Origin of the sequence: Colwellia psychrerythraea (assembly GCF_000764185.1) — a bacterium.
GTDB classification, from domain to species: Bacteria; Pseudomonadota; Gammaproteobacteria; order Enterobacterales; family Alteromonadaceae; genus Colwellia; species Colwellia psychrerythraea_B.
Genome location: NZ_JQEC01000075.1, coordinates 32,312 through 59,188, shown reverse-complemented (window position 1 = coordinate 59,188; position 26,877 = coordinate 32,312). Strand labels below are relative to the sequence as shown.

Sequence of the window (26,877 nt, the reverse complement as noted above, 5' to 3'; positions counted from 1 at the left end):
AAGATAAGTTAACTGTTATTCCACAGCACAGCGCGAACGTGTACATAAAGACATTAATGCTCTGACATCACGGCTATTAACGACATTATCGAGATTGAAATCATATTTGCTATCATCCGCCGTACCAGCGCGAACCATGGCTGAGAACTGATTAACATCATTTCGGTCAACATCACCATCACCATCAAAATCTCCGACAACATCAACTGAGCTAGTTAAATTCAGCGAAACTATAACGGGATCATGATCTGATGCACGATAAGCATCTTCAGCAAAATATTTTGCTAATTGCTCAGACGATTTATATTCAGTGTTGTAATCGAAAATACGAGGTTCATCAGCATTGATGTGCCAAACAGTGGTATCAACAACTTGGCTAGCTAAGTCGTTACTTGCTAAGGCGTGGTCTAAGTAACCTATTTCACCACCAAAGCTATAAGAGTAAGCCGCATTGCCCAGATGATCTGCCACCAAGTTATGATAATTACTGGCGGTAATAACATTAATAGGGTCTTCTTTACCATAAGCATTTAAATCACCAATGATAAGGAAATCACTATCTGTAGAGCCTGTAGGTTTAGTGTTTAACCAAGCGGTTAAGGCACTAGCCGCTTGAGTTCTCAGTTCATTCCAACAACCTTGGCCATCTCCTTGATCAAGGTTATTACCCGAAGCGCTGCCACAACTTCCTTTAGACTTAAAGTGATTAACTGCAATAGTTAAGGTTTCATCAGTGACAATTTCTTTAAACGTTTGTACCAATGGTTGACGGTTACCATAATCAAATGGGCTTTGATTAGTGGTGATTGCATCACCAATTAAAGCAACGGTTGCTGGCTTATAAATAAAACCAACAGCGATTGCATCGCCGCCAACGCCAGCTTGATTAATGCTGACGTAGTTATATGTTCCGTCACCTAATTTTATATTTAGCTGAGCAACAAGTTCAGCAATGGCACTGTTACTTGCAAAACCATCATTTTCTAGCTCCATTAGACCAACAACATCAGCATTAATCTCGGCTAGTGCCGATACGATTTTACTGCTTTGACGATTAAATTCTTCTAAGGTATCCGCGCCCCGTTCTGTCGGAAAACCTTGTCCGGCGCCATCACCATTGAAGTAATTTAATACGTTAAAACTTGCTACTTTTAAAGATCCAACACCACTAATATCAGGTTGTGAAGTTCTGGCATTTGTCGCACTAAATTGTGGCGTTTGGCTGGGTAAAATACGGTAAGCATTAAAACTATAATCAATAATACCGGTTAAGTTAGCAACTGAATCACCTAAACGTACAGTATTTTGATAACTTAATCCTGGCGCCGGAAATGGCACATCATCAGGATTTTGCGCATTATTCATATCATCTAAAGTGATACGGTTTCGACTGTTTTTATCCGCTAAAGTAATAGCTTGCTCACTACCCGCGTTATAAATATTGGTAGGTAAAATCAAACGTCCATTAGATAAGGTTAGCTGGCCATAACGTGCCAAATTATAAGTATCACTTACTTTTAAGGTATCTGAAAAACTAACCATCATACCTTCGATGGTCTCCCAGTAATCACTACTTGATATAGGTAAAGACACTATAGTAGCTTCAATTGGTTCACCAAGACCACAATCAACAAAGTCAGTTGTGGCGGTTAATTGTGTTCGGCCAAAGCTCTCTTTTATAGTGCCGTTTATTCTTACTTTATTACCCACAGTAGGAAAGTTGGCAATATTATTGAAATATATAAAAAGGGCTTCAGAAGTCATTAAATCAACATCAGTATCCTGCACTTCTTCTTGAACAAAATAGCCTTTTAAACTTGGCACTGCAGAGGTAACGGTTCCCTCAATCACCTTAACTTCGCCAATGAAAGTTGAATTACTACCACTGCCTTGGATGACATTAATTTTATCTGCCTCATCACCACACATACCTATTACAGGATCTTCACCAGGATTAGGATCGGTAGGTGGCGTATCAGCTAAATGGGTTCCTAAATTATCAAAAGTATCTTTTGAGTTTGATTGCCATTGCTCTGCTTTAATAAACTCATCTGTTCGATCATTATCTCCTGATGTTACTGAAGCTAAGCGTACCAATGAGGTATCTTTACCCCAATTTTGTCTAATACCATAAGTGCCAACGTTATCAATAATAATATCGCCATGAAGAAGCTCGATATAATCATCACCATTAAAATTAACAGCACCGACAAAGTGGTCAATATAAGGAGCTAAAGCACTGTTATCTGCAATTTGGCTAGAGCCTAAAACCACAACATCATTGGCGAGAAGTTGTCCCGTTAAGGTATAACTACCAGTAGCTGTTGAGCTACCGTTTGAATAAAGTTTGAATTGATAATCAGCTAAGTCGATAGTTGCATCTGTTGGGTTATATATTTCTACCGCTTTATTAAAACTTGAACCTTCAACGTATTCAGAAAAAAACAAATCAACGTCAGGTTCAGTTGGATCAACAGGGTCTACCGGATCGACTGGGTCAACAGGACCAACATCTGAACATGATGCACTGTAAATTGTTGCAATCCACTCAGGGTGATCAATAAATGGGTTACGATTTCCTTGAAATTCATAAATTTTATTATTTCTATTAACTTCAAATTCATCAACCGGATCCGCTTCACTCCACGCTAACAGCGTACATAATTTACCTAACTTTGCCTCTCCGACAGAAGTTATTCTATCAACAACTTGTAAGTCTGGCGTCACTGAGTCTAAGCCGGCATAACGAGTATCCATATATAACACTATTCGAGCAACATCACCTTTCACTGCATCTCTTGGCTCAAATGAATTACCGTCGACGCGATTTTCTGGCGATTCAGGTAAAGCATTGTCACTGTTATCAAAGTCTAAATTACCTCGTGATGAGTTAACTGAAATGTCAGTAGGTCTTAAGTGATGAATATCTGAGTAAGCAAATGCACTAGAGCTTGGAAAACCATGACTTTTTGCCCATACATGTTCGCGGTTCCAGTTATCAGGATCGGTCGATTGTGAACCGCTACCATTTGAGTGTTTTGCCTTGGAAATACCACGATAAAATAAGATGACATTGTCAGCATTAAGTGGGTCTTCATCTGTTACCGTTAATGCTGTCCAAGCCTCAGAATAGCTTAGCTGCTTGTGGTTAACAGAAATAACGTCATTGATATTTGTGCGGATAACCGCAGCACTTTGTGCTGAGTCAATAGCGCTAATAACAGGAGCATAATAGGTAGCATCATCAAATTCTGCAGCACTGGCAATTCGGCTCAAGTCTGGACAGTTATAACAAGCATTAGTTACTGTACCACCGTCATTACCATTGTCACCGCCGCCATCGTCAACACTAGAGGTGATGACTACATCATCTAAACGTATGTATTCAGAGCCAGAGTTATTTGCCATTGACACTTTTATTTGTAGGCTACTTCCCTCAGGAATGGCTTGTGTAACAGTAACTGAAGTGAAATCATCAACTAAGGTATGATTGTCATTGCCCTTGCCTTGCCAATTGTCTACCCTGACAAAAGCAGCATTATCTACTGAATATAACAGGTTAAAAAAATCTGCTGATTCGTGGTTTCCACTTTCCTCTGCTAAAACAGAGAGTTGAATATTATTCTTTCCGGCAATGTTGATAGTCTCTGATAACCAATCAACACTACCATCAACATCTCTTGCTTCAATCTTGTTATTAGTGACTTTAAACCAATCACTCGTTGCAGTTAACTCAGCATTACTAACATCGATAGACCAACGCGTAATACCATTCATATCGATAGTATTAAAAACAGCACCTTTATTGGCTAATGCTGGGTCATTAAAATTTTCTGACCATAATGTTTCAGCGCTTAAAGCACTATGAGTCACAAAACTTGAAGCAATACAAAGTGCAATCAAGCTTACATTTAACTTACCATGGCCGAAAAATCGACTTGGCCTTGCCTTACTAGTATTCATTTTATCTCTCCAGATTTATAATTATATTTGCTAAAAAATACTGCTATTGGCTAAAACTTCAACTTGATTCTGCACGATTAATGTTACAGTTTTGTTATTTAACAGTAGGATCCTTGTAAATCCTGACTAAATAGTCAACAGTTAATTGCATATAAAACAATCAACATGATAAAAACCATCCGGATGGTCAGATAGAGAAAGACTTCAGATTGATTATGTTTTTATTGAAAGAAATGAAAATTCTTAACTAAGCACATATTTAGCCAATAGCATTTAAAGAGCCGGACTTGGCAGGCAACAAAAATGCTTATTTTTCAGCCATGGTCACTGAATAGCAGGTAGGAGGTTTATTTTTGATGATTGATTCTAAGTCGTTTATGGTAATGGCTATCAATTGAAGACAAATAAAAAGCCCTAAATAGGGCTTTAATAAGCTGAGTAAACTATTGGTATAACCCGATAAAAGCACTGAAAATAGCTTGATAATCGAATAAATTGAGAGAGTATATCGTCACTTAACTTTGTAGATTTTGTAGCTAACAAGCTAAGTTTTGTATTACTTAAACAATAACTACCTATTATCCAGAGTTCAGGTTAAGTAATTAAAAATTAGAGTTTAATCACTGCCATTTTATCCTGAGACATATCGTGCATGGTATAAGCAATACCGCCAGTATTATAACCAGACTGTTTACGTCCAGCGAATGGCATCCAATCAACCCGAAATGCACTATGATCATTAACCATTACAGCTGTCGCGTTTAATTCACGTATTGCCTTCATAGCAACATCAAGGTTTTTTGTGAATACCGAGGCTTGAAAAGCATATTCCAATGAATTGGCTTGAGCAATGGCTTGGTCAATATCATCATAACCATAAACACAAACAACCGGTCCAAAAATCTCCATGGTAGAAACTTTGGCATCAACGGGTGGTTCAAGTAATACTGTCGGCGTATAAGTACTATCGCCTAACCTTTTACCGCCGGTAATTAAGGTTGCTCCCGTCGCCACCGCTTCATCAACCCATGCTTCAACGCGATCAACCTCTTTAGGCCGAATTAATGGGCCACATTCGGTAAATTCATCGATAGCATTACCAACAATAAGTTTCGCTGCGCCATCAGCCAACATCTGCGCAATGATCTTGGCTTTCTTTTTCGGTGCAAAAATACGCTGAACGGATACACATACCTGCCCTGAATGGTAAAACCCGCCTTTCAACAAACTCGGAATCATCGCTTCAACATCAGCACTATCTTCAATAATTACTGGGGCAACGCCGCCATGTTCTAGCGCACAACGTGTACCCGGAGCTAACTTAGCACGCAACATCCAACCAACATTACCTGAGCCAATAAAGCTGAAAAAAGCGATACGAGTATCGGTGATCATTTTTTCAGAGGTAGGAATATCACAAGCAATAAAACGGCACCACTGCGGCGGCAAACCGGCTTCATGTAAAATATCTACAAATGCTTTACACGATAATGGCGTATCTCGGGCCGGTTTAACTAAAACAGGACAACCCGCAGCAACGGCCGGAGCTACTTGATGTACAATTAAGTTGAGTGGGTGATTAAATGCAGAAACTGCCACGACAACGCCGATAGGCTCCTTAGTAGTAAAGGCTACTCTCCCCGCACCTGCCTGGGTTAAATCCATCGGTATTTCAGTACCGGTTAATTTAGAAATTTCTTGTGCGCAAAGCTCCACGCCATCAATGGCTCTGGTGACTTCTACTCGCGCATCCATCAATGGCTTACCGCCTTCACTGGCAATCAATAACGCTAATTCATCTGTTCTTTGTGAAATTAGATTTGCTGCTTTTTTTAGAATATTAATACGTTCAAAGGCTGGCAGCCATTGATTTCTATCCTTAAAAAGTTGCTCTGAGGTAGCTAAGTATTTATCAATATTATTCCAGTTTACTGTAGGAACTGAACCGATAAAACTTTGATCATAAGGGTTAACCACATTAAGTTTTCCAGCTAGCTGCTTTTTTCCTGCTGCACTGCTTTTTGTTGAATCAGCCATAATGTTGCTCTTTAATAAGTTGAAGTTTGATTTATAATAAATTGAATCGACTTGATATTTTTATATCAAACAAACCTTTTCGGCCAATTCATCAATTAATACTTTTTGATTTTCAGAGTAATCAACCGGCAATTCAACAAGATGGACACCCCCTGCAGAAAATGCTTTTTCAAACGTTGGAATTAGATCTTCTGTACAAGTCACTCTATGCCCAGTTGCGCCATAACTTTGCGCATATTTTACAAAGTCAGGATTACCGAACTCTAAACCCCAATCATCAAAACCAGCACTGGCTTGTTTCCAACGAATCATGCCATAAGAATTATCATTTAAAACGGTAACCACAAGGTTTAGTCCTAGGCGAATGGCTGTTTCTAATTCTTGTGAATTCATCATAAAACCGCCGTCACCACATACCGCCATCACGCGTCGATTTGGGTTTAGCATTGCCGCCATCATCCCAGAAGGCAGGCCAGCTCCCATAGTAGCAAGGGCATTATCAAGTAATACCGTATTGGGTTGATAAGCCTTATAGTTACGTGCAAACCAAATCTTGTAAATACCATTATCCAAAGCGATAATATCTTTATCGCCCATTACCGCTCGAATACCTGCAACAAAGCGTTGTGGAATAATAGGGAAACGAGCATCAGCGGCCCCTTCTTCAATATGCTCGTCAATAGCCAACTTTATTTTTTCAAAATAGCTTCTATCAAAATTAACTTCACCGCCTAACTGCTCTTTTAATTCATCAACGGCAGCCGCGAGATCGCCAATAACTTCAACTTGTGGAAAATAGACTTGGTCAACTTGCGCAGATTTATAATTTATATGGATAACCGTCTTGCCGCCTTGCTCCATAAAAAATGGCGGCTTTTCAATAACATCATGACCAATATTAATAATTAAATCCGCGCGTTCAATAGCACAATGTAAATAATCTCCAACAGATAATGCTGCGGTCCCTAAAAATAGGCTTGAGCGTTCGTCAACAACACCTTTGCCCATTTGGGTAACAAAAAATGGAATACGCGTTGAATGGACAAAGTTGCACATTGCCTCGCGAACATTTTTCCGATTAGCGCCAGCACCAATAAGAATTAGCGGCATTTTTGCCGACTTAATTAATGTAACTGCTTCTGCTAATGCGACCTGATTAGGACTAGCGTAATAGCGTTTATGCGGTGTCATAACACTTTCGCTGCAGTTTTCAGCGGCAATATCTTCGGGTAACTCTAATAACACAGCACCGGGCCGCTCTTCTTCACCAAGGCGAAAAGCTTCACGCACTAATGAAGGAATAGTATCGCCGTGTACTATTTGTTTAGACATTTTGCATATTGGAGCAAACAAACCAACCACATCAATAATTTGGAATTGACCTTGCTTTGATTTTTTGATTGGTTTTTGCCCGGTGATCATAATTAAAGGCATTCCTCCTAAGTGAGCATATGCAGCAGGAGTCGCCAAATTTGTAGCGCCAGGGCCAAGGGTAGCCATGCAAACACCTGCTTTACCTGTCAGGCGACCATAAGTAGCAGCCATAAAACCTGCGCCTTGTTCATGGCGCGTCAGTACTAACTTAATAGTAGATTTACGTAAGGATTCAACCATATCTAAGTTTTCCTCCCCTGGCACAGCAAAAATGTACTCTACCCCTTCAGCCTCTAATGCTTGTACAAATAAATCAGATGCCTTTATCTTATTATTACTCATAGTTTTATCCTAAAGCCCATACGCCGTGTTTAAAAAATTACTAAGTTATTCAAATCATTATTTATAACCCTTAAAATATTCTAGACCATAAGAGCAAGGCTTCCATAAATGTCGCTATTTAAGCTAATAAATGTCTACTAATTAGGCTATGAAACTGTTCACTTTCTAAGACGGCTTGATAATTACTGACCTGTGAACCAGTAATTTCCCTAGTTAATTGCCAAACAATTCAATACAATTGGCGACATCACTATGGTGTATAACTAGAACTTAACTTTTAAAATAAATTTTTAGCAAGTACCTCGTTTTAATGGAGCTAATACCAATTGTTGGCAATTTTTTTAAGTGTTATTTACTTCTTCGCGATTACGGTTTTATCTTATTATCAGTATTTATCAGCAAACCTGCTGCTTGTATTCTTTGCTTTCAATGGCATTAGTTTTTTACTTTATGCACTAGATAAGTACAAAGCAAAACAAGGCTATTGGCGTATTAAAGAAACAACACTGCACTTTGTGTCTTTATTAGGTGGTTGGCCAGGCGCAGCTTTAGCCCAACAATTACTAAAACATAAAAATAGAAAAGCTGCTTTTCAAGTAAGGTATTGGCTAACGATTATTGCCAACATTACCGTTTTGACTAGCATGCTTTATTTCTATCACGGTACTAACCACTATTACTCTTAAATAAGAGTACTTTTAATATTTCTATCTTTAATATCAGTACTTTTAACCACTCTATTTTTAATAAAAAGACCTCAAACAGACGATGCAGTTAACAAAAAATATCTTTAATTATTACTTTAAAATCCCGGCGAACAAATTGAGCCGATCATGCATTGTCATCAAAAAGTCGTTAACTCTGTTAATAATTTTATGCTGTTGCTTATTAGCTAAATCACAAGCAAATACGTTTAATAAGCTAACCACAGAAGAAATTAAAAAATATCATCAGTGCGAAAAAAAGTTTGAATATGATGTTTCTTTTCTAGGAGGTAATGTTGGTCATTTTCAGCGAACAATTACCTGGCATAAAAGTGCAACATCAATCAAAGCAACGGTAAAATCACAGGGCGAAGTATCTTTTCTTTGGCTTGACTCAACTTACCTACAAACAAGCACAATGCACTATTCACCTCAATATAAACATTTTTTAACGCCCGGTTTCTCACAAAAATTAACCGGCATGAAAGCAAGAGAAATGAAGGTCGAAATGTCGAATAATGGCCATTCGTCAACCGTCAGCTTAAACGCTGAAGTAATTCATTATGATAATGAAAACCTACCTTTATATGATATTGATACTTTAGGTGCACAAGTCCGCCTCAATTTATTGCAAGGAAAAACACATTTTAAGCTCTCTCGTCAGGCAAGTAACAAAATTGACAGTTATCAATTTGAAGTGGTCGGAACCGAAGTTATTAATCATAAAAAATGGGGCATGTTAACCTCAATTAAAGTCGTTGAAGTTGGCAAACATAAAGATATGGCTATGTGGTTCTCTGCAAAACATGATCATCAAATGATAATGGCTGAACTTGATATGATATTTTCTCCGGTGGTCTGGTTAACTCACTTTAGTAAACAGTGTCAGTAATCGATCAAATGAATCTCTATTAACATTAATTTATTCAATGAAAGGTAACCTCAAGTACCCTATTTGCCAAATCACACAAGTCGGTTGGCATCTGACTAAAAAAAACACTGCAACGCCATATAAAGTGACTAAACTAGATATTAGGGTTTGCTTTAATTGAGCGTTTCCAATGAAAATATCCAGCAAGATTATTTTAGCTTCAGTGGTACTATCAGCCATTGGCATTATAACAGCGGGTGGCTTAGTGGGTTGGCAAGCATCTTCTATTGCCGCTACAGCAATGGAGAAAAGAGCCTTTAGCCAGCTCGTTGCTATTAGGGAAATTCAAAAAACACAAATTGAAAATTACTTTAAAACCATAAAACAAGATGTCATTACTTACTCCAATGACGTCATGATTATCGATATGATGCAGCAACTATCAACGGCTTTCTTCAACTATGATAATCAAACCTCAATGCGTGACAACACCAAGATTGAGGGTTATTACCGTGATCAATTTGACCCCGAATACAGAAAGCAAAACCCCTCTTCTTCCTTAAGTTCTTTAGAAAAATTTCAACAGCTAAACCAAAACACTAAGTCATTACAACATGCTTATATCAGCGGTAACGCCAATCCATTAGGCAGTAAAAATGGCTTACTTTTCGCAGAGGATGGCTCAAAATATAGTCAATTGCATAAAAAATATCATAGCCATTTAGATCAATACTTAAATGCCTTTGGGTTTTACGATATATTTTTAGTTGAACCTGAGACTGGTTTTGTTATTTATACTGTCTTTAAAGAGCTAGACTTTGCCACATCACTATTATCTGGCCCGTATAAAGACACAGGACTTGCCCAAGCTTTTAGAGCAGCGAATAGTAGCTCAGATAAAAATTCCAGTTTTTTAATTGATTTTAAACCTTACTTTCCTTCGTATCATGCCGCAGCGGCTTTTATTGCTTCGCCCATTTATTCAGACTCCGGTGAAAAATTAGGCATATTAATATTTCAAATGCCAATTGCTAAGATCAATAACCTAATGACATATGATCAACAATGGAAAAAAGTTGGCTTAGGTGAATCAGGAGAAACTTACCTTATTGGCAGTGACAACCTACTTAGAAGCCAAAGCCGCTTTCTTATTGAAGATAAAAAAGGCTATATCAGTGCGTTGGAATCTGTTGGCACTAATAAAGCAACAATTGATAAAATTATCGCCAGTGATTCTGGCATTGGCTTACAAGAAGTAGCAACACAAAGTGCCAATGCAGCATTGTCAGGGCAAAGTGGTATCAAACATATTAAAGACTACCGTAACGTAGATGTTCTATCTGCTTTTGCGCCATTGAGTATCGAAGGAGTTGATTGGGCAATATTGAGTGAAATCGATGTTGCTGAAGCAATGAAAGACAGAGAGGAAATGCTTAATAGCATCTGGTTTATTATTAGCATCATTATGGTGGTATTGATCCCGCTAACGCTTGTTTGTGGATTTATGGTTGGTCGGGGGATATCAAACCCAATCAATAATTTCATTGGTCAAGTCAATAAAATCAGTAAGAACAAAGATCTAAGTCATAGCGTAGAATATAATGGTAATGATGAATTACTTGGCTTAGCCAATTCCTTTAATCACTTAATTAGAGAGATTAGAGAGATTTTGCAATGCGTCGAGAAACTATCGGAAACATTGCTTGAATCTACAGATAAAATGTTAACTAACATGGATGAAACAACGAGCCAGACCCAAAGTCAGTCGGATAATGCTGATAGTATGGCGGTTGCAACTAACCAGTTATTAGCGACTATCAAAGAAGTAGCTCGTAATGCTGCAGATGCCGCCAATACAGTGAAAGAAACCAGTGATAAATGTGCCGAAAGTAATAGTTCTGCCGAAAACTTGGAACATGATATGGATGAACTAAATCAGCAAATGTCATCGGCCTCAAGTTCTATCGAAAAACTCGCCGAAGAGAGTCTATCTATAGGCTCTGTTTTAGATGTTATTCAATCCATTGCTGAACAGACCAATTTATTAGCCTTAAATGCTGCCATCGAGGCAGCTAGAGCGGGTGAGCAAGGACGTGGCTTTGCCGTCGTTGCCGATGAAGTAAGAACACTTGCCAGTAGAACGCAACAATCTACTGAAGACATTAGAGCGAAAATAAATTCCTTACAGCAAGAGACACAAAGTACCGTGAAAATAGTCAGCTCTTCCAGTGAAATGGCTAACCACAGCATCGACTCCTGTGAGAAGAATCGACACATCATTACCGACATTCTAGCCTTAGTTGATCAATTAAGTGATATGAATATCCAAATTGCTACGGCCTCGGAGCAACAAAGCATGGTAGTCAACGATATTAACCAGAACGTTACCGAAATCGCGGATAACTCTCATAACATTTCAGATAAGGCTAATGTAAGTAGAAAAGACGTTAAGCACCTCAGTACCTTGGTGAAGAATCTTGAAGAAAAAATGCGAGAATTTAGCTTATAGCTATACTTATCACATTGTCTATAAAACAACCACAGGCGTTGTTGTACTTGAAACACTAAAGTACAAACACCAATGCTACAGGGGAAAAAATATGAAGAACTATTTATTAATAGTATGTTTTAGCTGCTCAATATTAACAGCATTATTATTTAGTAATAACGTATATGCTGTTGATGGACTATCTGCCAATGTTGCCATAACCAATAACTACCTTTGGCGTGGTTTAGAGCAAACCAATGGTCAATCCGCTGTATCTGGTGGTATAGATTATGCTTCTGACTCAGGGTTTTATGCCGGCACATGGGTCTCGAATGCTGATTGGGCTGCTGAAATGAGTTATGAACTGGACTTTTATGGCGGCTTTGCTGGAGAGATGAATGGTTTTGGGTATGATCTTGGCTTAATTTATTATGCCTACCCTGACAGTAAAGATGATGTGGATTTCAGTGAAATTAGCGCGAGTATTTCTTACGGGGTATTTTCTTTAAGTTATGCGGTACTTGCCGATGCTGAAGGAGCTGATTTTGCCGATGACTCCTATATAGCTGGTGATGTTAGTTTTGAGTTAGCATCCGAGATTGCACTAACTTTACATATAGGCTCTGGCACTGATGAATTTTATGCAGGTGAGAGTTTTATAGATTATAGTGCCAGCTTAAATAAATCTGGCTTTACCTTTGGCCTCAGTAAAACTGATTTATCCGATGATGACATGAGAGTATTCATTTCCTATGGCATTGATATCGACTTATAAGCGACTCAAAAGTTTTATGAATAACGAGTTATTTATCGACGTTTTAACGCTGAGAATAGGATAAAGGGGAATATTGAGCAAGTACTGCTTATCCAGAGATCAGCTTACTTAGATAGGTTCTTTACAAATTAGTGATGATAAATATGAGTGGGCGGGGGGAATATCAAAAGTTATAACCCCTTACCCACTTTGTTAATAGTATTATTTAAAAAAAGGGCAAGCAAAGTTGCCCTCATATTAATTGTTAATCTTTGATTAACTCGGCTTCTACTTTAATGGTTAAACCACTAATGCTAGACCAACTAGCTATATCGATATGGTAGGTACCAGCCGCCGGCGCGTCAAAAGTACATACTTCATCATTAGTATTACCGTACGAACGACAATCAAAGTCACTACGTGTTGACTCTTTGTCTTTTGAAACATACAAATCAGCATCGCCATCAACTGGACCACTTAGGGTAATAGTCAAGTTAGCATAGCCTTCTTTAACTTCAATGGCATAATTACTCCAACTCATGAACTCAACTGAAATATCTTCGATAGTTTCATTGATAGGTTGCAGTGCTTGGCACTTATCTTGAGATGAATCTTCACTACAAGGAATTTCACAGCCAGGTAAACTTGCGTCGTCTTCACATGTTTGGTTATCACCATCAATATCAAAGTTACCAACTAGGCTTAGGTTTTCTACATCCGAGCCAGCGCTCACAGCAATGTAGTAAATAACATTATCTTGAGTCATTTCACATGACTCATTGCTATCCCAACCTGCTGAACGACAGTCGTAATCCCAGACTTTTGGCTCAGAGCTAGCTTTTACATTTAAGTCAGCATCACCTGAGTCACCCAATGTTTTAATAGTGATATTGGTTGCATCAGCCGGAACTGCGAAACTGAACATAACACCGTTAAGTTGTGCTCCTGATAAACCAGTGATTGCCATACCCTTTTCTAATACAGTGCCACAGTCTTCTTGACATGTATCTGGAATATCACACTCTGCATGGTCAGGTGTTTCTTCACAGCTTAAAATACACTCTGACGTTGATGAATCTTCACCTACTTCACAGTAATCAACAGGGATCTGACATTCGTCATGTTCAGGTGTTACTTCACAACTTAGAATACACTCTGACGTTGTTGAGTCTTCACCTACTTCACAGTAATCAACAGGGATCTGACATTCGTCATGGTTAGGAGTTACTTCACAACTTAGAATACACTCTGACGTTGTTGAGTCCTCACCTACTTCACAGTAATCAACTGGTATCTCACACTCTGCATGGTCAGGCGTTACTTCACAGCTTAGAATACATTCGGACGTTGTTGAGTCTTCACCAATTTCACAGTAGTTAGTATCAACAATTGGACAAAGATCCGCTTCTGTTAAATAATCCATCGCCGCTTTAGCTTGCACTAAACCATAACCATATTTACGGTCACGACCTTTTTCCCCTAAGTCTTCAGCAGATGCAGTAAGCGCTGTACGAATTTGTTTATTTGAACAACCAGGGAAGTTACTCCATACAAGTGCAGCTACACCAGCAACATGTGGAGAAGCCATTGATGTGCCACTCATTTGACCTGTTGTTTCAAAAACCTGCACTATAGAGGTAGAAACTTGAGAGCCAATGTTTGGTAAACCGGCCATTTTACCAGCATTTTCGGTAATAGTAATCGCTGGAATTGTCGAAACTGGCGCTTCTGAATGATATACACGAGCTACCGTAGGTGCTAGTTGATCACCAGAGCCTTCTTCGCCAAATACAATAGCAGCTATGCCACCACTTTGTTCACAAATAGAAATTTTTTCTAATACATAACCATTTAAGTCTGCTGGCGGTGTACCACCTCGTTGCATTAAACAAACCTTGCCAGTTGCGTTCATATCAATGGTATAACCAAAACCCATATCATAAAGCTCACCCGCTATTTCGCCTTGTCTTCTCGGACCTAAACTTTGCTCACTATCACCTTCCTTTTCATAAAGCCATTCATAGACTCTTTCCATAGGAATATCACTGTAACCGCCCATAGATAGGTTTTCAGTACCTGTACCTTCACCTGCATCGTAAGGCATAGTCGAAATAATCGTTCGACCCGGCGCTGAAAGCTCTACTTGCGCATATTTACCAGAGAAGCCAGTAATATCTTTATTTGAATCTACCGCACCAACAGCAACAACTGAAGGCCAACCGGCAGGATAATGTGTTTGATCAGAGCTGTCTTCGCCTGTGCCATGGTTACCAGAGGCGGCAATCATTAATATACCTTCATCTTCTAATTGCTCGTAGAAAACACCTAGCTCATCACCGGTGTAATACATACTTTGATCGCCAGGACCCGCAGTACCAGATAAACTCATGTTTACTACAGTAGCGCCCGCTTCTTGACATTTAAAGATAGCTTCAACCACTTCACCTTCAAAGGCATATGAATAATCGTCATTAAATATACGTACGATTTCAAGGTTTGGATTTGAACCAATAACACCAACAACACCTACTCCATTGTCAAGTGCAGCAATAGTACCAGCTACGTGTGTACCATGAGCACCAGCAGCGCGATGCCATTCAGTTTCAACGCCAGGTTGATTAGTACCTGTGATAGTGTCGTTTAGCTCACCTAAGTCTTCATGAGGAAGATAAATGCCCGAGTCAATAATACAGACTTTTTTACTTAACGGATTTGAGCCCGCTGCAGCGTTATCGTCCACTTGATCAGCTTGCACCATAGTAATACCGTATGGCGTACTTTGGGCTGCTTGATACATTGGGCGTGAAGGGACTAATACTTTATCCGAGTTGTTTTTATTAAATTCAGCTACCGCTTGCTCACTCATGTTTTCAACGAGACCAAAACGGTTTTCTTTAACCATTCTGATTTTAGCGCCGCTTGCTTGAATTTGAGCAACAGCTGAGTTAATCGCTGCGGCAGCTAACTTTGGTGCTTTACGTATTCCTGAAGCACTCAATCTAACTACAGGTGCTTTGGAAATAAGAACATATTTATTGGGAATTATTTTTTTTATTGCTGACTCTACTTTTGGATCAAAGCCATCAATAGTACCTGCTGTCGCTATTGTTTGGTTAGCCATTATGCCTAATGCTATCGCACTAAGTACAGCAACCTTACCTGTATGTTTTTTCATATCCATTCTCTCTTGTTTTTATTAATTACTTTATTAATTATTTTTATTAGGTACTAAAAACAAACACCTCATATCCGTGTTAATAAATTAAAAACAGAATATGATTTAAGTTTTTAACGCTTGATTGCCTAGCTTAAAAAACAGAGGTTATTGTTTTTTTGGTACTGATAAATTATAAGATAATTGACTGAGTGAATAATTGCGGACTTACTAGCAGATTAGATTTTATTAGCAACATTAACCTAATAGGAACTTTAATTTGAGGTGGTTATTGCGATGTCAGCAGGAGAGGTTATTTACTGAAATAGTTTTACTCAACATAAGTGAATTGAACAAAATATATTAACAGGGATATGTCCATTGAATAAAATATGGCTTGAGGATAGGTAACAAATAGCACTATATTATGCTGATATTTCTATCAATTCTTATCGAGTGGCAGCTGGTGCATTATTAAACAATTCGATAAGCAAGAATTACTCCTATATATCATCATCGATTAGTCGTTAGGATTTAACAAATCCTCATGCTCTAACACCAGTTTTTTTAGGTACTGCCAGACAGTATTCACATGTGACAAGCGTTTGCTTTCTGGATGGGTGACCAACCAAAAGCTTCGAGTAATACTGATCTTCTGATTATGAAGCTTAATAAGGCTTTTGTCTTGCTCAGCTAAAAAGCAGGGTAATATGCCAATGCCTAAGCCACTTTTAATAGCAAAGTATTGGCTAATAATACTGGTGCTACTAAAGTTGGCTTTGAAATCGCTGCCCAAGTAATGTTCTAACTCTTTTATATAAGCTAACTGATCGGTAAATAACAAATTATCCACATAGGTAACCCATTTATGGCTCGCCAAATTCTCAAGTGAGATGTCTTGTCCACCTCGTTTTCGGTTGCGATCTAAGTAATCTTGGTGAACATAAAGCTGCAATTTATAATCACAAAGCTTTGACACTATCATGGAGGTACTTTTGGGTCGTTCAACAGCAATGGCGATATCAGCTTCATTCCTGCTAATTTTTACATAACGTGAAAAATGTAATAAATGTACATCAATATAGGGATGAAGTTGCTGTAATGATAATAAATTGGGTGAAACAAAAAAATTACCTAGCGCTTCAGTAACACCAATTCGTACTAGGCCACAATTCTCTTCATTATTATTCTGTATATTCGATAAGGCAAGTTGCGCATCTTGCTCCATTTTACATGCAGACATAAGTAACATTTCACCGTCTTGGGTTAATACGTGCCCTTCCTGAGTACGATCAAATAACTTAGTGCCGATGCTTTCTTCTAATTTATGCAAGCGCCTAGATACTGTAGAAGCATCCATAGTTAAGCGCTTTGCCGCTGTTGATAGTCGCTCTGCTCGAGCCACCTCAAGAAATATTTTTATATCATCCCAATTCATTCCCTGAGTGTACTGTTTTTACTGGGTGATTGCAAAAATGCAATGCGCCTTGCGTTTTTCATTATTGTGAGAGTATTCATAAAGGCCTATCTTGCTAGTACAGTTTCAATATTTTCAATATTTTTAATAGAGGTTGCTATGAGTATTACTGAAGTTCCACTAATCATTAATGGTAAAAAAGTTCGTTCACAAACTAAACAATGGTTGGATGTGCTAAATCCTGCAACACAAGAAGTCGTTGCTCGTGTACCGGTAGCAACAGCTGAAGAGGTAGATTTAGCCGTACAGAGCGCACAAACGGCCTTTAAAACCTGGTCTAAAACATCTTTAACTAATCGTATGCGCATTATGGTGTCTTTTGCCCATTTAGTGCGCGAACATACCCAAGAGCTAGCAGAATTAGTAACACTTGAACATGGTAAAACATTACCAGATGCTGAAGGTGAAGTTGGTAGAGCCTTAGAAGCAATTGAAAATGCTTGCTCTGTAACTCGCTTACAACTAGGCGATATGGGCAATAATGTTGCGACTGGTGTAGACACTTATACTTTACATAAACCACTGGGTGTAGGTTTAGGTATTACTGCGTTTAATTTCCCTTTAATGTTAGCAGCCTTTATGTTTCCGCCAGCCATTGCTTGTGGTAATACTTTTGTACTTAAACCTTCAGAGCAAGCGCCATCATCAACAATACGTTTTGTTGAACTTGCTATGCAAGCAGGTTTACCAGCAGGTGTTATTAATGTAGTTCACGGCGGTCCTGATGAAGTGAATGCGTTAATTGAACATGAACATATAAAAGCTGTTTCATTTATTGGCTCTACACATGTAGGTACACATATATACAACCATGCAAGCAAACACGGTAAACGTGCACAATCTATGATGGGCGCTAAAAACCATATGGTTATTATGCCTGATGCAAATAAAGATAGAGCCATTAATGATTTACTTGGCTCAGCTTTTGGCGCTGCAGGTCAACGTTGTATGGCTAACCCGGTAACTATTTTGGTGGGTGAAACACGAGACTGGTTACCTGAAATTGTAGAACGTGCCAAATTAATGAAAGTTGGACCTGGCTCTCAGCGTGATGCTGACTTAGGCCCGGTAGTATCACCTCAAGCTAAAAAACGTATTATCAGTTTACTTGATAGTGGTATTGAACAAGGCGCAACTATGTTAGTTGATGGCAGAGACTGTCAAGTAGAGGCTTACCCAAATGGTAACTTTGTTGGACCAACATTATTTACCAATGTTACCACTGACATGGATATTTATACGCAAGAGATATTTGGCCCAGCCTTATGTGTTTTAGAAGCTGAAACATTAGAAGAAGCCATAGAAATTATTAATGCTAACCCAAATGGAAACGGCACATCTTTATTCACTTCATCAGGTTGGAATGCTCGATTATTTGAAAACGAAATTGATGTTGGTCAAGTAGGTATTAACGTACCTATTCCTGTTCCTGTAGCTTTCTTTAGCTTTACCGGTTCAAGAGCATCGAAATTAGGTGACTTGGGACCAAACGGTAAGCAAACGGTTAGCTTTTGGACACATACTAAATCAGTAACTGCGCGTTGGTTTAAACCTGATCACCAAGATGGTGTAAACGTTCATACTACTATTAGCATGAAGTAACTACGCTTTTAATTCTCGGCAATACTGTATTGTCGAGAATTAACTTTTCCTTAAGTAATTAAAATGTCTATTTTTAAATTACTAAGTTTTAAATACCCAGATTTAAATGCCAAAGTTTAAATACCAAGCTATTGCAGTATTTGTTTCTAAAGAGAGCAGATAAAGATCCCTACCTTCTCAGCCCTTATACTCCCTGTTTTATATTCGCCTTTACTCTCATAAATACCACTACAAAACCATCTATAGAAAACTGTCGATAAAATTGACACTGAAGTAAAAAACAACTACAAAATTAAAAATCCTAAAACGTTTTTGGTCGTTACTACTCAACTACAGCCCTAATTATTCATCATTCAGCTTAAAATCTCATCTAGCGCCTTTCAATAGCACAAAAGATAATTCGATTAAGCCCTAAACATTTGGCTCAGATATCAATAAGTATCTATTTGATAAATAACCAATGCTTCAATTTAGTTAAAAGCACCTCAGGCTCAATGGGTTTAGTTAAATAATCATTCATACCTGCTTTCAAACATTTTTCTCTATCACCACTCATAGCATTGGCTGTTAAGGCTATTATCGGTGTACTAGCATTGTAATTAACAAGTTGGTTTTTTCTTATGTGCCTGGTTGCATCATAACCATCCATCTCTGGCATCTGACAATCCATTAAAATAACATCGTAACGATTATTTGATTGTTCTAATGAACTGATTGCTTCAACACCATTAACAGCAACGTCAGCCTTCAATCCAAAACGTTTTAATATGCCTAGAATAACAAGTTGATTCACCCTGTTGTCTTCAACCAACAGCAAAAGAGTATTCTCAGGCCATATTGGTATCTCAAGCTCGGCTAACGTTGGAGGCCTTTGTATTGTTTTTTCAATAATTTTATTACTTTTACTCAATGGAATTGTAAATTGAAAACTACTACCTACCTTAACTTCACTGCTGACACTGATATCGCCAGCCATTAATTTAGTTAACCTTTTTGATATAGCTAACCCTAAGCCAGTACCACCATATTTACGTGTAGTTGAGGCATCAACTTGATTAAAAGAATCAAATAAATTTTCTAAACTATTTTGCGGAATGCCAATACCAGTGTCAGTTATTACACAATTAAAACTCCAAGTACTTTCGTTATATTCAATCAATTTTACATCAATAGAAACGCTGCCTTTTTTAGTGAATTTAATAGCATTGCCTACTAAATTAGTCAGTACTTGACGAATACGACCAGGATCACCTGCAACAACTTTATTCGACAAATTGTTCATAGTTAATTGAAGTATTAAGTCTTTTTGTTTTGCCTGTATTTGCATTGAATCAGTAAATTCGTTCAGTAAGCTTTGTAAACTAAAATCTGTTGACTCTAGCTCCAACTTACCAGCATCAACTTTCGAGAAATCGAGTATGTCATTGATTAGTGATAATAACGATTTTGCACTAACTTGGGCTAGTTCTAATTGTTGCCTATTTTTAGCCTCTAATTTATTATTTAACACCAGCTCTAACATACCTATCACACCATTCATCGGCGTACGTATTTCATGGCTCATTGACGCTAAAAATTGTCCTTTGGCAATAACTGCTGACTCTGCAATTACATTGGCATCAATCAGTTTTTGATGCTGCAATTTTTTATCGGTTATATCAGTTCTTATGGAAATATAACCGGTGATCTTATTTTTATCTTCTACCGCAGTCATTGGGATAATACTGGTATCAACCCAGTATTCACTGCCATCTTTAGCTTTATTTAACACTTCATCATGCCAAACATTACCCTTTGACACTGTCTTAAACATGCTCTGCCAATACGCTTTAGATTGGTTACCTGAATTCACTATCCTATGATTACTGCCAATTAGCTCGTCGACTGAATAACCACTTATTTCACTAAATTTTGAGTTAGCGTAAGTAATTACACCTTTGAGATCGGTTGTTGCGATGATGGCGTGCTGATCCATGGCAAATTTTTGTATCAGCAACTCGTTTTGGTAAGATTCACTTTTTTCAATGGACTGTTTAAACTGCGATACTGCAGCCCAAATATTTTTAATGTAGGCATCATTGTGTTGGTAGTTTTCGATAGTAGTATCGCCCTTTGATAGCTTAATCAAAGCGCTATAAACCTGTGTAAGTCCCTTGGAAGTGTGTTTTGAGAAATAAAATGCCGACCATAACATTAATGCAATTAAGATAATGGCTAACTCTGTAATGTAAGTTTCTTGGTAAAGCGTACCCTCAACAAGTTTGGCTTGCTCGGTGAGGTTATTTGAATAATGTTGGGATAATTTGAGAAATAATTGATTCAGCGTTTTTAATTTTTTATTGGCTAACACTAATTCATAGTTGGCTTGCTTAGCATCAACTGACGACATCTCTATTGATAAACTAGCTTCAGTTAAATAGTCCTGAAAGGCATTCTTTATTGCTAAAAATATGTCTTGGTCATCTATCATTAAGCTTTCTTGCTCGTTAATACTTTTAGCAAGTCGCTCTTTGATCTGATAAAGATTATTAAGCTGTTTTTTACCCTCAACATAGATTTCTTCTTCATCAAAACCTTCTGACTCTAATAATAAAGAGATAATTTCACTGTTGCTTTCAGTCAATAACAAAGTAACTTGGCTGATTTCACTAATTTGTGGCAGATTACTTTCATTAATATGGCTGAATAACTTGGCGTGGGACTGAAGAATTTGATCACTGGTAAAGTACAGTATCAAGGTTAACAAAACACCAATGATCGGTGAAATTAAAAACCTATCTCGTATTGAAAGAGAACCTAACATGCTAACTACCCTTAAATTACTTAACTGGAGGCCAGTCATCAGGTTTAATCATGCCTTTAAAAATAACATTTCCTTGCTCTATTTTAAAAATTACCGCAACACCTTCAGGTTTAGGCCAAATATCTAAGCCGTCTTTTAAATTTGCCGTGTGGCCAACAAATACAGTGTTATTTTTAGTATCCGTCACCGACAAAATTGAGTCATACAAATACTGGCCTAACTTAGCTGACTCTTTTTCTAACTTAGCCATGGAATAAGCTAATAAGTCATCTACCTCATAATCACCAAAAACCGCTCTAGCCGTGTCTTGTGTACGACAATAAGGGCTTGATTTGACTTGGCCGATGGGAATCTTTAATGCCTTTATGACCTTACCTATACGCGCAACTTGTAATCGGCCTTCTTCAGTTAAATTACGTTGTGTTTCACAGCGCGTTAAATCCACCGCTGTTTTTGTGCGATTTTTATCTTTTCGCTTGGTGATGCCATGTCGCATATAAATAATATAACCACCTGACTTTAATGCTTCAATCAATTCATGAGGGGGTTGTTCAGCCGCGTGTTTTTCCGCTGCACCAACAACTTGGCTCCAGGTAGAGATAATAACAAGAAATAACAGCCCAAATATTTTATTGTTCATTTTTACCCTTTTGAATGTAATCTTCACATCATAATCACTATTACAAGATTGCATAATTTGTGAGAGATGGTTCTTATTACACCTAAGTAATCTTTATTACTTATTAATTTAATACTAGCGACACTATATGTCGAGGTTAATTAGACTAAATTCAGCGTCTGATAAACATCTGTCTTGATAATTTTTCTTCATATGCAAAGCAAAATGCAACCCAAGGCTAAGTTTTTCATGGGCATCATCTGCATCAAATAAATTAACACATTGAATTTACTTAGTTTTCCTAATTGGTTTGATTATTGCTCTTAGTATTTAATAACGACATAAATAACTGATATCTATTACGCATAATTACTAAGGAAGATAATATGAAAACTAAAATATTAAAATCGACTCTCGCTGGTTTAGTTATATTGGTTAGTGGTTGGGCAAATGCGACCTTAATTACCAATGCCAGTTTTGAAACTGGGGATTTTACTGGTTGGCACACTCAAGATTTATCCTCGCCATTTTACGCTTTAGAAGTTGATGGAGCTGGCGTTAACCCTTGGGGTAGCTTCTTTACATCAGCGCCAACAGATGGCAGTGTTGCAGTATTACATGGCTTTGATGGCAATGGGCCTGGCATGATTAAAGTGGGTCAAGATATTACTGTAACAAGTTTATCGACAATTACTTTTAACTATCGCGCCGCATGGCTAACTACTTTTAATGCGAACTTAGAACGAAACTTTTTTGTTAGCATAGAAGAGTCCGGCGGAGGAGTAGTGTTAGAGACCTTTAATATATTAACCGCACCTATAAACAGTACAATGAATGACACTGGAGATCTATTCGGATCCGTTGGTCTAAGTGCATATGAAAATCAGACCGTTAGAATGAATTTCGTCTGGGATATTCCAGAACACTTTACTGGGCCGGCATTCTTTCAACTAGATAATGTTCGTTCAATTCCAGAGCCCACAACTATTGCTATTTTAGCCTTAGGCATTATCGGCTTAGCATCACGTAGTTCAAGAGCAGCTAAAGCGAGGACTTACCGAAAAACTTAAATCAATAATTTAAATTTCAACGACAACAAGAACAACAATGCGCCATTAACACCGGCGTTTTTTTACTAAAATTTTCATTTATCACTTTGAACAGCATAATAACTGAGTCACCTAATCATTTGATAATCAATCTTAGTCTGCCGATGCCAAGCTGAGATTAATTATTTGCAATGATTCATCTGCAATGCATATTTTTTGCACATTGTTTTGTTATGCTACTGTGTAAATTAACCTTGTTAGCAGCTTTATTTATGCTAATAAGGTCAAACGAAGCACTGGGACTCTTAAATTTTCAATGAAGATTCAAAATAAACTATTCGTTTTTTTGTTTAGTTATAGCCTGATTTTAGTTACCGTTTTGGTCTTACTGATACAGTGGAGCATTGGTAAGGGCATGGTTGAATATGTCATATCCAAAGAAATTGACACACTCAAGCCTGTATTAACAAACCTCTCAAAAGAATATCAAAAAGAAAACAATTGGCGTTCAATGACTGACAATCACCCTAGATTTCGCCAGTTAATTTCAGAGCAACTTACCGGTAGTGATTTTGAATCAAAACAAAAAAAATTCCCCCCTGAACACAGACGTTTTAATAAAACTGAACATAGGCCAGCTCATATGCCTGAACATATGCCCATGCATAGACCGCCACCACCAAAAGGTTTTGGTAAGAGGCCGCCGCCAGAAAGTGAAGCGCATTATGCCCTACTCGATATTGACAAAAAACTGATTGTTGGCAACTACCTTAAAACATTGGAATACGTAAAAACCCCTATCAATATCAATAACCAAGTTATTGGCTATTTTGCAATATCTAAACGTAACCAATTAACACAAGGTTACGAAGTAGACTTTATAAAGCAGCAACAACACTATTTATGGCTTATTGGTTTGTTTGTAATGAGCTTAGTAGTCTTAGTGACATTGCCACTTGCAAGGCATGTAGTAGAGCCTATTAAACTAATTACTCGTGGCATGCATAAACTAACTCAAGGTGATTACCAACAAACCATTGAGTTGAAACGTCAAGATGAGCTAAGTGAATTAAGCCGAGATTACAATGAACTTGCATTAACCTTGGCCGAAAATGAAAACGCCAGAAAACGTTGGTTAGCCAATATATCCCATGAACTACGTACACCCGTCGCTATTTTGCGTGGTGAATTAGAGGCCATGCTCGATAAAGTGAGACCGATCACCGAAAATAATATCGCCTCGGCCAATGATGAAGTAAAACACCTACAACGTTTAATTGATGATTTAAATTTACTGACCTCTGCTGATATAGGCGGCATGCGTTATCGCAAACAAACCGAAGAGTTAGTGTCTTTAATACAAAGTGAAGCCGATAAGTACCGAGGTTATTTAGCTGATGCTGGCATCGAATTAACGCTTGAGCTTGGTTCGCAACAAAGTAATATTTATGCTGATAAAAATAGATTATTCCAACTTTTTGAAAACATAATAAATAATGCCATAAAATACTCATCTGCAACTCAGTTTCACATATCAATAACGTTCGAAAAATCAACTAAAAATGTAGCCGAAAACATTCTGTCTGATGTAACAATAACGTTAGCTGACAATGGTGTAGGCGTTGATGAGGTTCATTTTATCCATCTATTTGAACACTTATACCGGGTAGAAGATTCTAGAAACCGTAAAACAGGGGGGTCTGGTTTAGGTTTATCTATTTGTCGCCATATAGTTACAGCCCATCAAGGTGAGATTAGCGCACAAAAGAGCAACCTAGGCGGTTTAGCTGTGAAGATTAGCTTACCTTTATCGTAAATAAACCTTGTTCGAATCTAATCTTGGGCTTACATTCAACCTTATATTTAAAACAGTCTATCGTAACGTAGAGAGTTCTGATGCCAAATTCGATTTTGATAGTAGAAGATGAAGTTAAGCTAGCTAATTTATTAGCTGATTATTTTAAGCTAACAGAATATGTGCCGCATTTAATCCATCATGGCGATGAAGTAATCTCTTGGGTAAAAGCCAACGAGCCCAAGGCTATTTTACTCGACATTATGTTACCAGGTAAAAATGGTATCGACTTGTGCAAAGAAATTCGACAGTTCTCTAATGTACCCATTTTAATGGTTACTGCAAGAGTTGACGAAATTGATCGTTTACTTGGTTTAGAGTTAGGTGCTGATGATTATATTTGTAAACCCTTTAGTCCTCGTGAAGTGGTTGCCAGAGTAAAAGCCGTTTTAAGAAGAACAGATAGTCGAACACTCGAAAACACTACAGATATGCTTATTCTGGATGAACACCGTTTTACTGTCAGCTTCCACCACCAAGAAGTGTCGTTGACCTCGGTAGAGTTTCAGCTGCTGAAACCGTTGGCCGATAAACCCGAACGAATTTTTACCCGTGAACAACTCATGGGAAATATGTATTCCGATCATCGTATTGTTAATAACCGCACCATTGATAGTCATATCAAAAAATTACGCAAGAAGCTCAGTGATATTAGTGAAGGAAAAGACTGGCTACAATCTGTATATGGTGCTGGCTATCGTTTAGTACTTTAATTTTTTTCATAACTCCTTCACGGTTATAACTTCCTTTTTATTTGCACATTGTTTGCCATTTCTGTTGTTAGACTTATTTTTATAATAAATCGGCACAACAATAGGAATTTTTATGTCTCACCTTACCAAACCCGCTTTAACGAATAAAATAACTAAGACTATATTGCTCACTTTAGCTACCACTATAATCATTTCAGCATCGAGTTTAGTTCAAGCAAAAAATACTATGCAGAGCAAAGAGCCTCACCCTAGGCCTTGTTTTTCCTCGATAGATATTAACGGCGATGGTGAAATTAATTTTGATGAATTTTCATCACATAAGATTCCACATGGCGATCATCAAACCGTTTTTGACTCTATTGATACCGATAGTGATGGCATTATAAGTAACGACGAATTTGTTAACCACAAGCCACCACAGCGAAAAAAACGCAGAGAGGATCGCTCATGATAGATGCAATGAACGCTGGTATGTCGATGCCTCCTCCTCCAAGAGCAGGTTCGGCAAAAGCCTTAACTGCAGACCAACAAACATTAATTTCAGAAACCTTGTCACAATATGATGTAGACAATCTTAACGAAGCTGATGCGCTTAGTATCACAGAAGCATTTTCAGAAGCGGGGATTCAACCCGGCTTGGCGCTTGAAAAAGCTGTATCGGGCTCGGGTTTTGATGCAAAAAGTATCGGTGACCTAGCGAAAGTATCAGATAGTGGAAACAGACCGCCTCCGCCCTCTTCTATGCCAAAACAAAGTACTGACGGAATAACCTCTATGGTTGATTACCTCACTGAACTTATGGAAGAGAAGTTTACTGCAAGTAATAGCAATAAACTTAGTGATGCAGATAAAGAGTCAATATTGGCGCAAGTTTTTGATGAATTTGATATTAAAGAAGGTCAGTCGGTTATAAATACTCATGCATAAAATATAAGAGCTCTGATTATAGCGACTAAGAATTTTAGCAACGTTGTTCAATAAGCTTTTTTTCACCCTGCTACGTTCTATCAGTTACCACTAGCAAGTTATTGCTAGTGGTAACTTACTCGCCTTATTAATTAGAGTGTTCGGT

The 26,877-nt window shown here is 37.9% G+C and carries 17 protein-coding genes; 10 read left to right on the top strand and 7 right to left on the bottom strand.

Translation table 11 applies throughout. From position 1 onward, the window contains the following. Nucleotides 1–15: 15 nt before the first annotated feature. The 3 genes from GAB14E_RS00390 to GAB14E_RS00400 form a co-directional block, all read right to left on the bottom strand. Nucleotides 16–3,963 carry an ExeM/NucH family extracellular endonuclease gene (locus GAB14E_RS00390; protein WP_052094175.1) on the bottom strand — a complete coding sequence of 1,316 codons (3,948 nt, stop codon included), beginning with the start codon at nucleotides 3,961–3,963 and terminating at the stop codon, nucleotides 16–18. A gap of 609 nt (nucleotides 3,964–4,572) precedes the next feature. Beyond that, nucleotides 4,573–6,000, bottom strand: a complete 1,428-nt coding sequence (locus GAB14E_RS00395) for an aldehyde dehydrogenase family protein (RefSeq protein ID WP_052094172.1) — start codon at nucleotides 5,998–6,000, stop codon at nucleotides 4,573–4,575. 60 nt (nucleotides 6,001–6,060) lie between these two features. Then, a complete protein-coding gene (locus GAB14E_RS00400; RefSeq protein WP_231562140.1) occupies nucleotides 6,061–7,701 on the bottom strand; it encodes an acetolactate synthase large subunit in 1,641 nt (546 codons plus the stop codon). 344 nt (nucleotides 7,702–8,045) lie between these two features. Between GAB14E_RS00400 and GAB14E_RS00405 the strand changes: the two genes are divergently transcribed. The 4 genes from GAB14E_RS00405 to GAB14E_RS00420 all read left to right on the top strand — a co-directional run bounded on the left by GAB14E_RS00405 (nucleotide 8,046) and on the right by GAB14E_RS00420 (nucleotide 12,554). After that, the gene (locus GAB14E_RS00405) at nucleotides 8,046–8,402 is read left to right on the top strand and encodes a DUF1294 domain-containing protein (protein WP_231562136.1); all 357 of its coding nucleotides are present in this window, start codon (nucleotides 8,046–8,048) and stop codon (nucleotides 8,400–8,402) included. A 136-nt stretch (nucleotides 8,403–8,538) separates the two neighbouring features. Next, entirely contained in the window at nucleotides 8,539–9,312 is a 774-nt protein-coding gene (locus GAB14E_RS00410; protein ID WP_231562135.1) for a DUF3108 domain-containing protein, read from the top strand. A gap of 169 nt (nucleotides 9,313–9,481) precedes the next feature. Beyond that, entirely contained in the window at nucleotides 9,482–11,800 is a 2,319-nt protein-coding gene (locus GAB14E_RS00415; protein ID WP_033084626.1) for a methyl-accepting chemotaxis protein, read from the top strand. 91 nt (nucleotides 11,801–11,891) lie between these two features. After that, nucleotides 11,892–12,554, top strand: a complete 663-nt coding sequence (locus tag GAB14E_RS00420; protein WP_052094166.1) for a TorF family putative porin — start codon at nucleotides 11,892–11,894, stop codon at nucleotides 12,552–12,554. 244 nt (nucleotides 12,555–12,798) lie between these two features. Here GAB14E_RS00420 and GAB14E_RS24340 read toward each other — a convergent pair whose 3' ends face one another. Both GAB14E_RS24340 and GAB14E_RS00425 read right to left on the bottom strand, forming a co-directional pair. Further along, on the bottom strand, nucleotides 12,799–15,708 hold the full coding sequence (locus GAB14E_RS24340) for a S8 family serine peptidase (protein ID WP_197061261.1): 2,910 nt from the start codon (nucleotides 15,706–15,708) through the stop codon (nucleotides 12,799–12,801). A gap of 499 nt (nucleotides 15,709–16,207) precedes the next feature. Beyond that, complete coding sequence (locus GAB14E_RS00425; protein WP_033084625.1) at nucleotides 16,208–17,125, bottom strand: LysR family transcriptional regulator; 918 nt, start codon at nucleotides 17,123–17,125, stop codon at nucleotides 16,208–16,210. Nucleotides 17,126–17,263: 138 nt separating this feature from the next. Between GAB14E_RS00425 and GAB14E_RS00430 the strand changes: the two genes are divergently transcribed. Continuing rightward, a complete protein-coding gene (locus tag GAB14E_RS00430) occupies nucleotides 17,264–18,766 on the top strand; it encodes a CoA-acylating methylmalonate-semialdehyde dehydrogenase (protein WP_033084624.1) in 1,503 nt (500 codons plus the stop codon). A gap of 442 nt (nucleotides 18,767–19,208) precedes the next feature. Here the strand turns inward: GAB14E_RS00430 and GAB14E_RS24335 are convergent, their stop codons facing one another. Together GAB14E_RS24335 and GAB14E_RS0123620 are read right to left on the bottom strand one after the other, a co-directional pair. Next, the gene (locus tag GAB14E_RS24335) at nucleotides 19,209–21,569 is read right to left on the bottom strand and encodes a PAS domain-containing hybrid sensor histidine kinase/response regulator (RefSeq protein WP_197061260.1); all 2,361 of its coding nucleotides are present in this window, start codon (nucleotides 21,567–21,569) and stop codon (nucleotides 19,209–19,211) included. 16 nt (nucleotides 21,570–21,585) lie between these two features. Beyond that, the gene (locus tag GAB14E_RS0123620; RefSeq protein WP_052094159.1) at nucleotides 21,586–22,209 is read right to left on the bottom strand and encodes a histidine phosphatase family protein; all 624 of its coding nucleotides are present in this window, start codon (nucleotides 22,207–22,209) and stop codon (nucleotides 21,586–21,588) included. A gap of 365 nt (nucleotides 22,210–22,574) precedes the next feature. Here GAB14E_RS0123620 and GAB14E_RS00435 point away from each other — a divergent pair, with 365 nt between their 5' ends. From GAB14E_RS00435 to GAB14E_RS00455, 5 genes are all read left to right on the top strand, one after another. After that, on the top strand, nucleotides 22,575–23,258 hold the full coding sequence (locus GAB14E_RS00435) for a PEP-CTERM sorting domain-containing protein (RefSeq protein WP_033084623.1): 684 nt from the start codon (nucleotides 22,575–22,577) through the stop codon (nucleotides 23,256–23,258). A 295-nt stretch (nucleotides 23,259–23,553) separates the two neighbouring features. Beyond that, entirely contained in the window at nucleotides 23,554–25,053 is a 1,500-nt protein-coding gene (locus tag GAB14E_RS00440; RefSeq protein WP_033084622.1) for an ATP-binding protein, read from the top strand. Nucleotides 25,054–25,133: 80 nt separating this feature from the next. Continuing rightward, nucleotides 25,134–25,805 (top strand): response regulator, encoded by a 672-nt coding sequence (locus tag GAB14E_RS00445; RefSeq protein ID WP_033084621.1) that lies wholly within the window; start codon nucleotides 25,134–25,136, stop codon nucleotides 25,803–25,805. A gap of 112 nt (nucleotides 25,806–25,917) precedes the next feature. Beyond that, a complete protein-coding gene (locus GAB14E_RS00450) occupies nucleotides 25,918–26,256 on the top strand; it encodes an EF-hand domain-containing protein (RefSeq protein WP_052094157.1) in 339 nt (112 codons plus the stop codon). Then, nucleotides 26,253–26,732 carry a hypothetical protein gene (locus tag GAB14E_RS00455; protein WP_033084620.1) on the top strand — a complete coding sequence of 160 codons (480 nt, stop codon included), beginning with the start codon at nucleotides 26,253–26,255 and terminating at the stop codon, nucleotides 26,730–26,732. The genes GAB14E_RS00450 and GAB14E_RS00455 overlap by 4 nt, the downstream gene beginning before the upstream one ends. Nucleotides 26,733–26,877 lie beyond the last annotated feature (145 nt).